The sequence below is a fragment of the Anaerococcus porci genome, from assembly GCF_009696575.1.
GTDB lineage: Bacteria > Bacillota > Clostridia > Tissierellales > Peptoniphilaceae > Anaerococcus > Anaerococcus porci.
The window spans coordinates 54,668-67,654 of sequence record NZ_VULQ01000001.1 but is presented as its reverse complement, the minus strand read 5'-3'; the positions used below and the strand labels follow the sequence as shown (position 1 = coordinate 67,654).

The 12,987-nt window shown below is 26.8% G+C and carries 17 protein-coding genes; 1 reads left to right on the top strand and 16 read right to left on the bottom strand.

Translation table 11 applies throughout. The features are described from left to right. Positions 1 to 7 precede the first annotated feature (7 nt). From alaS to FYJ26_RS00310, 13 genes are all read right to left on the bottom strand, one after another. Complete coding sequence (alaS, locus tag FYJ26_RS00370; protein WP_154538759.1) at positions 8 to 2,620, bottom strand: alanine--tRNA ligase; 2,613 nt, start codon at positions 2,618 to 2,620, stop codon at positions 8 to 10. 16 nt (positions 2,621 to 2,636) lie between these two features. Further along, on the bottom strand, positions 2,637 to 3,044 hold the full coding sequence (locus FYJ26_RS00365; RefSeq protein WP_154538758.1) for an RrF2 family transcriptional regulator: 408 nt from the start codon (positions 3,042 to 3,044) through the stop codon (positions 2,637 to 2,639). A gap of 8 nt (positions 3,045 to 3,052) precedes the next feature. Then, positions 3,053 to 3,700 carry a helix-hairpin-helix domain-containing protein gene (locus FYJ26_RS00360; protein WP_154538757.1) on the bottom strand — a complete coding sequence of 216 codons (648 nt, stop codon included), beginning with the start codon at positions 3,698 to 3,700 and terminating at the stop codon, positions 3,053 to 3,055. An 18-nt stretch (positions 3,701 to 3,718) separates the two neighbouring features. Continuing rightward, positions 3,719 to 4,030: a ribosome silencing factor gene (rsfS, locus tag FYJ26_RS00355; RefSeq protein WP_154538756.1), complete on the bottom strand. Its 312-nt coding sequence runs from the start codon at positions 4,028 to 4,030 to the stop codon at positions 3,719 to 3,721. Then, positions 4,023 to 4,583 (bottom strand): bis(5'-nucleosyl)-tetraphosphatase (symmetrical) YqeK, encoded by a 561-nt coding sequence (gene yqeK, locus FYJ26_RS00350; protein ID WP_154538755.1) that lies wholly within the window; start codon positions 4,581 to 4,583, stop codon positions 4,023 to 4,025. The genes rsfS and yqeK overlap by 8 nt, the downstream gene beginning before the upstream one ends. Next, positions 4,576 to 5,169: a nicotinate (nicotinamide) nucleotide adenylyltransferase gene (gene nadD / locus FYJ26_RS00345; RefSeq protein WP_154538754.1), complete on the bottom strand. Its 594-nt coding sequence runs from the start codon at positions 5,167 to 5,169 to the stop codon at positions 4,576 to 4,578. The genes yqeK and nadD overlap by 8 nt, the downstream gene beginning before the upstream one ends. After that, positions 5,169 to 5,456, bottom strand: a complete 288-nt coding sequence (yhbY, locus tag FYJ26_RS00340; protein WP_154538753.1) for a ribosome assembly RNA-binding protein YhbY — start codon at positions 5,454 to 5,456, stop codon at positions 5,169 to 5,171. Before yhbY ends, nadD begins: the two co-directional genes overlap by 1 nt. A gap of 9 nt (positions 5,457 to 5,465) precedes the next feature. Then, complete coding sequence (gene obgE, locus FYJ26_RS00335) at positions 5,466 to 6,749, bottom strand: GTPase ObgE (RefSeq protein ID WP_154538752.1); 1,284 nt, start codon at positions 6,747 to 6,749, stop codon at positions 5,466 to 5,468. Positions 6,750 to 6,803: 54 nt separating this feature from the next. Continuing rightward, positions 6,804 to 7,097, bottom strand: coding sequence for a 50S ribosomal protein L27 (rpmA, locus tag FYJ26_RS00330; protein ID WP_154538751.1), 294 nt, complete (start codon positions 7,095 to 7,097; stop codon positions 6,804 to 6,806). Position 7,098: 1 nt separating this feature from the next. Continuing rightward, positions 7,099 to 7,410, bottom strand: a complete 312-nt coding sequence (locus tag FYJ26_RS00325; RefSeq protein ID WP_154538750.1) for a ribosomal-processing cysteine protease Prp — start codon at positions 7,408 to 7,410, stop codon at positions 7,099 to 7,101. Next, the gene (gene rplU, locus FYJ26_RS00320; protein ID WP_154538749.1) at positions 7,410 to 7,721 is read right to left on the bottom strand and encodes a 50S ribosomal protein L21; all 312 of its coding nucleotides are present in this window, start codon (positions 7,719 to 7,721) and stop codon (positions 7,410 to 7,412) included. The genes FYJ26_RS00325 and rplU overlap by 1 nt, the downstream gene beginning before the upstream one ends. A gap of 99 nt (positions 7,722 to 7,820) precedes the next feature. Then, positions 7,821 to 8,987, bottom strand: a complete 1,167-nt coding sequence (gene thiI / locus FYJ26_RS00315; protein WP_154538748.1) for a tRNA uracil 4-sulfurtransferase ThiI — start codon at positions 8,985 to 8,987, stop codon at positions 7,821 to 7,823. Then, positions 8,987 to 10,105 carry a cysteine desulfurase family protein gene (locus FYJ26_RS00310; RefSeq protein ID WP_154538747.1) on the bottom strand — a complete coding sequence of 373 codons (1,119 nt, stop codon included), beginning with the start codon at positions 10,103 to 10,105 and terminating at the stop codon, positions 8,987 to 8,989. The genes thiI and FYJ26_RS00310 overlap by 1 nt, the downstream gene beginning before the upstream one ends. Positions 10,106 to 10,177: 72 nt before the next feature. Between FYJ26_RS00310 and FYJ26_RS00305 the strand changes: the two genes are divergently transcribed. Beyond that, positions 10,178 to 11,095, top strand: a complete 918-nt coding sequence (locus FYJ26_RS00305) for a ribonuclease H-like domain-containing protein (protein ID WP_154538746.1) — start codon at positions 10,178 to 10,180, stop codon at positions 11,093 to 11,095. Here the strand turns inward: FYJ26_RS00305 and FYJ26_RS00300 are convergent. From FYJ26_RS00300 to FYJ26_RS00290, 3 genes are read right to left on the bottom strand one after another with little or no spacing between them, the layout of a single operon-like run. Then, complete coding sequence (locus FYJ26_RS00300) at positions 11,090 to 11,773, bottom strand: uracil-DNA glycosylase (protein ID WP_154538965.1); 684 nt, start codon at positions 11,771 to 11,773, stop codon at positions 11,090 to 11,092. The two genes, FYJ26_RS00305 and FYJ26_RS00300, sit on opposite strands and share 6 nt — an antisense overlap. After that, positions 11,751 to 12,218: a signal peptidase II gene (lspA, locus tag FYJ26_RS00295; RefSeq protein WP_154538745.1), complete on the bottom strand. Its 468-nt coding sequence runs from the start codon at positions 12,216 to 12,218 to the stop codon at positions 11,751 to 11,753. The genes FYJ26_RS00300 and lspA overlap by 23 nt, the downstream gene beginning before the upstream one ends. Then, the gene (locus tag FYJ26_RS00290; RefSeq protein ID WP_154538744.1) at positions 12,215 to 12,982 is read right to left on the bottom strand and encodes a YlmH/Sll1252 family protein; all 768 of its coding nucleotides are present in this window, start codon (positions 12,980 to 12,982) and stop codon (positions 12,215 to 12,217) included. Before FYJ26_RS00290 ends, lspA begins: the two co-directional genes overlap by 4 nt. Positions 12,983 to 12,987: the final 5 nt, after the last annotated feature.

The following is a 12,987-nucleotide window of genomic DNA, read 5'->3' as shown; positions in this document are numbered from 1 at the left end:
TTACTCCTTATATTAATTGATAAACTGCATTTAAAGCCTCATCTAGCTTTGAAATATCTTTACCACCAGCTTGAGCAAAGTTTCTTTTGCCGCCCCCATTTCCACCTGTTATTTTACTTATAATTCTAACAATTTGTCCTGCATTGTATCTATCCACTAAAGAGTCAGAAATTGAAGCAGTGAAAATAATTTTCCCATTATTTACAGTTGCAAAAACAATAATCAAATCTTTATAATTATTTTTCATCCTATCTTCAAAGTTTCTTAAAGTTTCCATATCTATGTTGTCAAACTTATGAACTAAAAGATTTATTCCATTAATATTTTCTACGCGATTAGCTATATCATTAAATACATCTTCATCATTAAGTCTTTTTAATTTTTGGACTTTTTCCTTTAGCGATTTTACTTCATTTTCCAACGAATCAATTCTATCTAAAATATTTTTAGGATTAGTTTTTAATTTATTAGCTATTTTTTCAATCTTATCAATATTAGAATTAGTCAATTCATATACTTTTTTCCCAGTATAGGCTTCAATCCTTCTAATACCTGCTGCTGCAGAAGATTCTTGAATTATTTTAAATATTAAAACTTCTGATGAATTATTTACATGACATCCACCACATAGCTCTTTCGAATAATCACCAATGGAGACAACTCTTACCATGTCCTTATATTTATCTTCAAATAATCCAATAGCTCCTATTTTTTCTGACTCTTCATATGGCATTATCTGTTTTTTTACAGGTAGTTGTTCTCTTATTTTTTTATTAACTTCATCTTCTATTTTTCTTATCTCTTCCTTTGTAAGAGCTTTAGAATAAGTAAAATCAAATCTTAGCTTATCTGCATCTACTAATGAGCCTGCTTGATTGACATCTTCCTTTAATACATTTCTTAAAGCTTGATCTAGCAAGTGAGTAGCTGAGTGATTTCTTGTTATGTCTAGTCTTCTATCCTTATCAACTATAAATTTAGCTGAAGTTTTAGATAAATTCCCTTCTATAACTTCTATATAGTGAACAATTACATCTTTTTTCTTTTGTACATCATATACTCTAGCTTTTGTATCTTCTGTTACTATAAAACCTGAATCTGCAACTTGTCCACCACCTTCGGCATAAAAAGAAGTCTTATCACTTATTACTATACCCTTTTTACCCTCTTTTATAAAGTTTAAATCCTTGTTTTGATCAAATAAACCTATAATATTAGCTTCTACACTGAGCTTATCATATCCAACGAAATCTGTTTTATCGAAACTATCGATGTTTATTGATTCAAGCGACCAACCAGAATCTGACTTTCTGGCACTTCTTGCAAGTTCTTTTTGTTTTTCCATAAGCTTATTAAATTCGTTGATATCTACACTTAAATTATTTTCTTCTAAAATTTCTCTAGTTAAATCAAGTGGAAATCCATAAGTATCATATAATTTGAAAGCATCAGCACCATTTAATACGCTTTCGTTATGATCTTTTAAATTTTTTATATATGAGTTTAATATATCAAGGCCACTATCAATTGTTTTTTGGAAGTTCTCTTCTTCCTTACTTACTATTGAAAGAATTCTATCCTTGTTTTCTATTAATTCATTATATTCAATTTTATAAGTATCTATTATCTTTTCAATTACAGATTTCAAAAACTCATTCTTTATACCTAGTAATTTACCATGTCTATAGGCTCTTCTTATAAGTCTTCTTAAAACATAACCTCTCTTTTCATTAGAAGGTAATATTCCATCACTGACCATAAAGGTAATGGCTTTTGCATGATCGGCAATAACTCTAATAGAAATATCATCTTTTTCATCTTCCTTATATTTTTTATTTGAAAGATTCTCTATTTCTTTAATAATACTTTGATTTACATCAACCTCAAATATATTATCTTTACCTTGAAGGACCATGGCTATTCTTTCAAGTCCCATACCTGTATCTATATTAGGATGAGATAGGGGAATATACTCTTTGTTTGCATTTTTATTAAATTGGGTGAAAACCAAATTCCAAACTTCCATAAATCTATCAGAATCATCATTTCCAGGCTTATTATCATTTTCATCAATCGCCTTATCTATTCCTCTATCAACAAAAATTTCTGAATCAGGTCCACAAGGTCCTACTTCAAGCTCCCAAAAGTTATCTTCTTTTCCAAATTTTAATATTCTTTCGCTATCTAAACCTATTTCATCATGCCATATATCATAGGCTTCATCATCATCTTCAAATACTGACACCCAAAGGAGATTTTTATCTATTTCAAGATTCACAGTTAAGAATTCATATGCCCAATGTATAGCCTCTCTTTTAAAATAATCACCGAAGGAAAAATTTCCAAGCATTTCAAAAAAAGTTCCATGCCTTTCAGTCATTCCTACCCTATCTATATCTCCTGTTCTTATACATCTTTGAGATGAAGTGGCTCTATTATTTTTCATTTTTTTCTCACCAGTAAAATATTTTTTCAACGGTGCCATACCAGCATTTATTAATAATAAGGATTCATCATCTTCTGGGATAAGTGGAAAAGATTTTAAAACTGTATGATTTTTTTTCTTTCCAAAAAAATCTAAGTATTCTCTTCTAACTTCATTCATTCCTAATTTCTTCATCTATTGTATCTCCTAATTAATCAAATTTTTCATTCACCATATCTTGTATGGTTATTGAGTTAACAGCATTATTAATTGCTTTATCTATTTTTGTAAATACGTAATAGGCTTCACATTCTTCATTATCGCAATTTGTCCTATTAGCAACACACTGACTTGAAGTCATCTCACCTTCTAAAACTCTTAATACATCTCCAACAGTTATTTCACTAGAGTTTCTTGATAATTTGTATCCACCTCTAGCTCCTCTTGCTGAAACTACTATATTATTATTTTTTAAAATTCTTATTAATTGTTCTAAATAATTATCAGGTAATTTTAAGGCATTTGAAATATCAGAAACTGAAATATAACCTTTATCCTCGTTCTCTGCCAAGTAATGAACAGCTCTTAACCCATATCTTCCTCTTGTTGATAATTTCATAAACAACCTCAATCTACAACTATCATATCTTTCATTGCTTCAAAATATTTATCACCAATACCAGAAACATTTTTAATATCTTCTATTTTATTAAACTTATTACCTTCTCTATATTCAATTATTGCTAAGGCTCTTTTCTCACCTATATTAGGTAATGTCATTAATGTAGCTTTATCGGCAGTGTTTATATTTACCTTATGCTTATTTTTATTTGCATCAGTTACAAGAACATCAGCCTGATTTATTTGTTCTTGATCACTTTTTTTGTCATTTATATTTGGAATAATGATTCTCATTTGATCTTCTAGCCTTAAGGCTAAGTTAATCCTATTGATATCAGCATCATCAGATAAACCACCTGCATTTTTGACTAAGTTGTCTAACCTATCATTTTTATTTACCGTATATACACCAGGGTTTTTTATCTCACCACTAATATGTACTTTTATTGAAGAGTCATCATTACTTTTGCTATTCGTAGTAAAAGTATCTTTATTATCATTGCTTTTATAATTAGTTAAAGAAGAAATAGAATCCTTATTTCTATTTATGACAAGTTCTTCATTATCTTTTCTATTAACAAAATTATAAGATAAGGTTAATACTATTAAAATAGCTAAGGCAATAATTATCTTATCTTTTTTATCATTATCCATTTTTAATCTCTACATTAATTAAGACTCCCACAGATCTTCAATATTATAAAAGCTTCTTTGAGATGAAGTGAATATATGGACTACTACATCTCCACAATCAATTAATATCCAGTTTCCATCTCTAAGTCCCTCTACTGAAAGTATATCATAGTTTTCCTTTTTTAAATTCTCTTCAATATATTCTAAAAGTGCTTTATTTTGATTTATTGAATTACCAGTAGCTATAATAAAATAATCAGCTATTGATGATTTGTTCTCTAAATCAATTACTTTTATATTACTTGCTTGCTTATTTTCTAACGTTTTAATTATTATATCTAATTTACCCATTTTTCTCCTTTAATAAGTAATTCCTAGCCAAAATTGTTAATGGAAAAATAATTAATCCCCTATCAATTAAAGATTTAATATTACCATCTAGGGTTTTTAATACAGCTTTATCTAAATCTTTGAAGGCTAAATTTCTTATTTCTTCTACTCCTTGATAATTTCTTTTTTCCTCACATGCATCAGCTAAAAAAATGATTTTTTCAAGCTCCGTCATATTAACTCTTCCCGTTGTATGATATTTTATTGCATTTAGAATTTCTTCATCATTAATATTATACTCTTTCTCAGCAATAATTTTTCCTAAAAACGCATGAATAACAGCCTTGTTTTCTAAGATTTCTTTATCAAAATTACAATAATTTTTGTATTTATCTAGGTAATACTTTTCATTATACTTGGCACAGTCATGTAAAATAGCGGCAGTTTCTATTTTATAATTATCTAGTCTTTTGTTTAATTTTAAAGCAAAGTCTCTAACCCTAAGGCAATGATTAAATCTTTTTATACCAATATTATCTATAAGCTTATCTTTATATTCATCTAAATTAAACATATAAATCCTTCTTTTTTATAATAAGTTCCACATCATCTGTTACTAGGTATTTTATACTTTTTTTATTCATTACAAGTTTTCTAATAAGACTTGATGAAATATCAACGACCAAGTTGTCTATTATAAAAATATTATCTCTAAATTTACTATAATGATTGAGTTTATTTTTAATTTTTTTACCATCATCAGAATATCTCTTGAATACTATAATATTATTTTCTAAAATTCTTTTATAGTTTTTCCATGTTTCAATTTCTAAAAAAGAATCTTCACCCATAATAAAAAATATTTCATCTTCATTATAGGCATTAACAAAGTATTCTATGGTTTGAAATGTATAATGAATATTATTATCTTTATAATCATAATCATTAATTTCTATTCTAGGATTATCTTTTATAGCCTCTTTAACCATTTTTACCCTAATTTCAGTAGAACTTTTATGATTTTTAAGTTTATGAGGAGGATTAGAATTAGGTAGAATAAAAATTTTATCCAGTCCCATTAGATTTATACAATTTTCCATAACAATCAAATGGCCTACATGTATAGGATCAAATGTCCCCCCAAATAATCCGATTTTCATTATAAGCTAATTTTATTATTATTTTTACTTTTTCTATAAATAGTAAAAATATTACCTAAATGAGAAACAAATTCACAATTTAGCTTTTCAATAGCTTCATCAATTATTTCATTATTATCATCTAAGTTATTATTTAAAATTTTAATCTTTATTAGTTCTCTTTTTTCCAAAGCTTCATCTATAGCATCAATAACTTCTACGCTTAGTGAATTTTTGCCTATATTAATAATAGGCTTTAAATCATGTGCTAAGCTTTTTAGCTGTGACCTTTGTTTTCCTGTTAGCATAAATTCTCCTTACTCATAATAATCAAATACTATATCACCTATAGCAACAGAGTCTCCTTCTTCTATACCCATTTCCAAAAATTTATCGAAAACACCCATATCTCTAAGTTTTTTTTCAAAATACATTCTACTATCATAATCATCTAAATTAACTCTTTCTAAAAGCTTATCTATCCTATATCCAGTACAAACGTAAATTCCTTCTTCCTTATAGAATTCGAGATTTCCATTTTCCATATTTTTATTATAGTAGTTTTGTAAATAACTTTCATTTATTTCTTCATCTAGAGTATATTTTTCTTCATCAATTTTAGAAAGAACTTTAGTTACTTCATCAATTAGTTCTTTAATTCCTTGAGTGGTTGCTGCTGATATTTTAAATATTTTATACTTATCTTTAAATTCATTTTCAAATTTTTTATAATTTTCATTATAATCAAGATCTGACTTATTTAGAGCCACTATTTGATATTTGTCAGAAAGTTTCTCATCATAAAGTTTCAATTCTTTATTTATTAATTTAAAATCTTCAATTGGATTTCTTCCTTCTAAACCAGATATATCCACTAAATGAATTAGTATTTTACACCTTTGAATGTGTTTTAAAAAGTCATGTCCAAGCCCTTGTCCTTCATTAGCACCTTCTATTAATCCAGGTATATCCGCAACTATAAAGGATCTTTCTTTATCCACTTTTACTACACCTAAATTTGGGTCAAGTGTTGTAAAATGATAATTAGCAATTTTAGGTTTAGCTTTTGTAATTACTGAAATAAGAGTAGATTTCCCAACATTTGGTAGACCTACTAACCCAACATCGGCTAAAATTTTAAGTTCTAAACTTACTTCTATACTTTGTCCTTTTCTTCCTTTTTGGGCAAATCTTGGTGCCTGTCTGGTTGAAGTTTTGTAATGAACATTACCTTTTCCACCTCGACCACCCTTTGCTATTAGAAATTGCTCACCATTTTTCTTTAAATCTTTAATTATTGTATTACTTGATACTTCTCTAATTATTGTTCCAACTGGTACATATAAAACAAGGTCTTCACCTTTTTTTCCGAACCTCTTTTTACCCATACCATTTTCGCCATTTTCTGCCCTATATTTACTTTTATATCTATATTCTTCAAGAGTTGATAGTGAATTGGTTGCCTTTATGTAAATATTAGCCCCATCTCCTCCATCTCCCCCAGCAGGTCCTCCTGTAGGTTCATATTTTTCTCTTCTAAAAGCTACAGCTCCATCCCCACCATTTCCTGCATGAAGTTCTATTTTAGCATAATCTATCATAGCTATTTTTCCTCTTTATAAAAAAAGCTTGCCATATGGCAAGCTAGTTCTCTATTAAGCAATGTCTTGCTTTGGGTATACAGAAACTTGTTTTCTATTTTTACCTTTTCTTTCAAATTTTACAACACCTTCAATAGATGCAAAAAGAGTATCATCTCCACCAATTTTGACATTTTTACCTGGATGGATTTTTGTTCCTCTTTGTCTAACAATTATTGTTCCTGCATTTACAGTTTGACCATCTGCCCTTTTTACACCTAATCTTTTAGCATTGGAATCTCTACCATTTTTTGAAGAAGAAACCCCTTTTTTACTAGAAAATCTTTGCAAATTAATGTTTAAAAACATCCTAAACCTCCTCATAGTTTAATTTAATATATTCGCTATAATTTGTAAGCAGTGTTTTTATACCTATCTCAAAAGTTTGTAAAATAACATTACTTTGACTACTAGCTTTTTTTACAACTACACACATTATATCATTATCATCATGAAATTCTAGATTATAATTATAAAAATCAAGACTATTAATGCATGTATAAGCTAGCGTTGATACTGCTGCACAAACTATATCAAATCCATGCTCATCGAAATTTGCATGACCTTGGATTTTAAATCCAATTTTTTTTTTATTTTTTAATAATAAAGTAACATCAATCATTAGCAAGAAATTTTGTTAATTTCCACTAAAGTATATGGTTGTCTATGACCTTTTTTAGTCTTAGATGCTTTTTTAGGTCTGTATTTAAATACAACAATTTTTTTGTCTTTTGCTTGGTCTTTTACAGTAGCTTCAACCTTAGCATTTTCTAGTATTGGAGTACCAACTTTTAGGTCCCCCTTATTTTCAACTAAAAGAACTTCTTCAAAGTTGACATTTTCTCCTATTTCAGCATTAAGTTTTTCAATTCTAACTAAATCGCCTTCTGATACTTTATATTGCTTTCCACCTGTCTTAATTATAGCGTACATAGTACACCTCCTGTTTACATTCTCGCCAGTCAAGGTGATCAGAACCCATACTGAGCGGTTTACTTATATATATTACCAATATTTGTATTTTTTGTCAAATTAAATGTCAAATATTTCCATATTCTCAATAGCTTCAGACTCTAATTTCTCTATAGATAATTTTTTTTCACTATCTTTTATATAATTTAATTTAGGTTTTGTTATTGGGTTCGATGGCGCAAATATTGAACAGCAATCGTCATAAGGCTCTATGGATTTCTCATAAGATCCCATATGTATAGCTCTATTAATTATTTCTATCTTATCTAAGGCAACAAGAGGCTTAAATATCTGATAATTTGTAGCATCTCCAATTACGCTCATTGATTCTAATGTTTGACTTGCTACCTGCCCTAAGCTTTCTCCCGTAATTATGGCATCATAATTATTTTTTTGACATATTTTTTCCGATATTCTCATCATAAATCTTCTAGATAAAATAGTAGTTTGATTTCTGTTGCAATTTTTATTTATTGCTTTATATATTTCAGCCATGTTTATTGAAAATACTTTCATTTCACCAGTATACTGAGATAGGATTTTTGCAAGGTCTAGTGCCTTATTTAAAGCTCTTTTTGATGTAAATGGATATGAATGGAAATGAATACAATTGATTTTCATTCCTCTTTTAGCCATCATATACCCTGCAACAGGAGAATCTATGCCTCCTGATAAAAGTAGAAGACCATTACCACTAGAGCCTACAGGAAGACCACCATTTCCCTCTATTCTATCTGCATAAATATAAGCATATTTTTTTATATCAATGAAAACTTTAAAATCAGGATTATGAACATTGACACTAAGGTTATTTTTACTAGCATATTTCTTTAATATATAAGCACCAATTATTCTAGATAGTTCTGGAGATTGTATATCAAAAGACTTATCAACTCTGTTAGTTTCTACTTTAAATGTTTTATCTTTTAAATCCATATTATCTAAAATTTCTGATGTGGCTTCTTCTATCTTGTTTATATCCTTATCACATTTTTTTATTTTTGATATATAAATTATTCCAAATACTTTTTTTATTTCTATAATTAAGCTATCAAATTTCTCCTTATCAGCACTTATGTAAAGTTTTGAACTTTCAAGATACATATCATCATAACCTATATCTTTAATATTTCTTTTTATATTATTGATAGCAGATTTAAAAAATTTATTTCGATTCTTACCCTTTAAAAATAATTCACCAAAACTTACTGATAATAAATCATTCATTAAAATACCATCCTTATTTCTTCTACATGTTTCTTTAAACTTCTTACTACTTTATCTAAATCTTCAAAACTTATATCACTTGAAAATGAAAATCTTATAGAACCATCTTTATATTTATCATCTAATCCTATTGCATCAAGTATTCTATTATCCTTACCCTTGGAACATGCAGAGCCACTTGATATATAAATTTTATCTTCTTCTAGCATATGAAGTAAAATTTCAGATTTGATTTTTTCAAAACTAATATTTAATATATATGGGCTTGAATTCTCTATGCTGGAATTAACATGGATATTTTCAATATTATCCATAACTTTATTTCTTAGGTATAAATTAAGTTTTTTTACATAATCTATATCCTCTTTTTCTTTTGACAAACTAAGTGCTTTATAAAATGCATATATAGCAGGTGCATTAAGTGTGCCTGATGAAACAAGTTCTTGTCTTCCACCAAATAAATAAGTTTTAATTTTACCTAATTTTTTCTTATTTATATATAGCCCACCTATTCCTTTAGGGCCATGTATTTTATGAGACGAGAAGCTTAGGGCATCAACACCTAAATTTTTCACATTACAATCAATTTTACCTAAAGCTTGAGTAGCATCTAAGTGAATGAATACATTCTTATTTTTATTTCTTATCACTTCATTTATTTTTTTAACATTTTGAATTGTGCCTATCTCGTTTTGAACATATATAAGAGAAATAAGATTGGTTTTATCATCAACTAAATTTTCCAAATTTTTTATATCAATAAAACCAAAATTATCATTATCTACTAATTTAACTTCCTTAAATTGGGTATTATTAAATGTATCAATTACAGATGCATGTTCAAGTTTTGATGTTATTGCAGTATTTTCAGAAGATTTAAAGGAATTTATAATAATATTGTTAGACTCTGTAGCTCCTTTAGTAAAAAATATTTCATTCTCGTCTGAACCAATATAGTCTGCAATAAATTTTCTACTTTCCTTAACTTTTTCTTCAACTTCCATTCCAAAACTATGTAAAGCAGATGGATTAGCAAAATAATTTCTTTCAAATTCTTTTTCAATATCTATTACTTCATCATACATTCTTGTTGTTGCTGCATTATCTAAATAAATCATATTATCACTCCTTTTAACTAGTTTATTATATAATTACAAGCATATAAAATCAAATATTGGTATAATGATTTTATGCTTAATGTTAGATATAGATATAAAAAGAAGAATATAGATAAAGATGAATTGATTTTAGATATAGAAACTACTGGACTTAATGCCCAATTCGAAAATTTGGTTGTCTTAGGTCTTATATATTTTGATAATAAAAGAAATGATTTTTATATAGATCAATATTTTGCAAAAACAGATAAGGAAGAGATTAAATTATTAAAAATTTATCTTAAAAAAGTAAAAAATAAAAAAGTGATAACTTATAATGGTGATATATTTGATATTCCCTTTCTAAATATAAGGCTTGAATACCATAATTTAAATCCTATATGGCCTAATTGCTTAGATCTATATAAACTAATTAAATCAAAACGTAAATTTCTTTCCTTGGATTCAATGAAGCTTATGGATATGGAAAAAAGAATTGGAATTTTTAGAAATGATCCATCTAGGTATAAGGTTATAAGTAAATTAAATAATGATCTAAAATCAAGGAATAAACCTTGGCCTATTTTAATCCATAATAAGAATGATCTGATCGCTACAGAATCTCTAGCTAATATTGGTGAGATAATAAATAAAAAACTTTCAATTAATATAAATGATTATATTATATATATAGATAATGCTAATATTGACAATAATGTGGCTAAAATCATTTTGAGATCTAATAAAACTTTTCTCAATTCCTATTTTTCATCAAGTAATTATATTTTAAAAACCAATTATAAAAAAATAGAATTAGATTTATTGGTTTTATATGGAAATATTTCAAAAAATGCACAAGGCTTTGTAACTATAAATAATTTTAATATAGAAAATAAAAATAGCTATAAAATAGATAAAAATCTTATTACTATAATGGAAGATGGTGTATATAACATAGCTAATATCTTAAATATAGTTAAATCGCTAATTATAGAGAACCTAGAATTATAATTCTAGGTTCTCTATTTGCCAATCAATTGGTTTTAAATTGTTTTCTTCTAAAAATTTATTTGTTCTTGAAAATGGTTTTGAACCAAAAAATCCTCTGTGTGCTGAAAAAGGTGATGGGTGAGGACTTTTTATTATTAAATGCATTGGATTTGTTAAATATACTTCTTTTGATTGAGCAAATTTACCCCATAAGATAAAAACCAATGGTTCATTTTTTTCATTTAATTTTTTTATTATATTATCAGTTAGTATAGACCATCCCAAATCCTTATGTGAATTAGCAAAACCAGCCCTAACAGTTAATACTGAATTTAATAATAAAACTCCTTGATCAGCCCACTTCTCTAAGTTTCCATGATTTGGTATATAAAGAGAAAGATCATCTGCTAACTCTTTATATATATTTAAAAGAGATGGTGGTATAGCTATACCTTTCCTAACAGAAAAAGAAAAACCATGAGCTTGACCTTTTCCATGATATGGGTCTTGACCTATTATAACAACTTTGCTATCCTCATATGATACCTTTTTTAAGGCATTAAATATATCATACATATTGGGATAAATGGTATAATTTTTGTATTCTTTTATAAGATTTTTTCTCAAATTTAAATAGTAATCCTTAGTCCATTCATCTTTCAATATTTCATCCCAATCATTTCCTAATACTACTGACATTTTTTTCACCATCCATTTCTCCAAAAATAATAAATACAATTAAAAGAAATGATCCCATTGTAACTAAAATATCAGCGATGTTAAATATTGGAAAATTAATAAATGAAAATTCAATAAAATCTACTACATATGAGTGTATCAATCTATCATAAAAATTTCCTATAGCTCCTGATATTATAAGTGATAAGGCAATATTTAATAATTTTGGATTTGTTTTTACATTTTTAATAAAATAATAAAGTAGATAAGTAACTACAACTAAGGTAAGAATTATAAAAAACATCCTCTTGTTTTGTAAAATACCAAAGGCAGCACCCTTATTTTCTAAATATATTAAATTTATAAGCTTAGTATAGACAGGATTTTCTATAAAAATATTTTTAGCATATACTTTAGTAATTCTGTCTAATAAAATTCCTAGTATTATAATTATTGTGTAAATCATTTGTACTTCCTATACTTTATTCGATAATTTCCCTTTTTACTTAATCCTTTAATTTCATCAAAGATAAATCTTCCATAAGACCTAATAGATATAAGACTACCCTCTTGAACTTCCTTTGATGGATTATCTATAGTTTGATAATCAATTTTAACTAACCTTCTGCTAATTATATTCTTAGCTTTAGCTCTTGAAAGATTAATTAGTTCGGAGATTATATTATCAAGTCTAAGCGAAGAAACAAATCCCATAAATTCATTATATTCAATATCTAAGTTTTGCATAGTATTATCTTCTTTAAATTTAAGATTTATACTTTCATCTTTTATTTTACTAAGATTAAATTTAACAAAATTTTTCTCTTTATTTAAAATTACAAATTCACAAATACCATATTCTATGAATATATCTCCTATATCATTTCTTTCAAGACCTAAATTCATAAGTGATCCTAAAACATCTGGATGTCTTATATCTTTGTGAGTAAATTCTAAGACACTGAAATAGTCCTTACTATTAAGATTTGAAGAGTAAGGATTTGCTATAAATATCTTTCTTTCACTTTTTATATTAGGAGAAAGAAATACTATATCAATACTATTTAATCGTGCTATATCTTTAATAATCTTAATTTCAAATGGATTCAAAAAAAAGCTAGAAACTTCTTTGTGTGTATAGAAAGATTTTTCTAAAACTGATATAGCTTTTTTTAAATTAGATTTAATATACTTATCTTCAACAAAATCTATATTATATTTTAATTTCATAATAA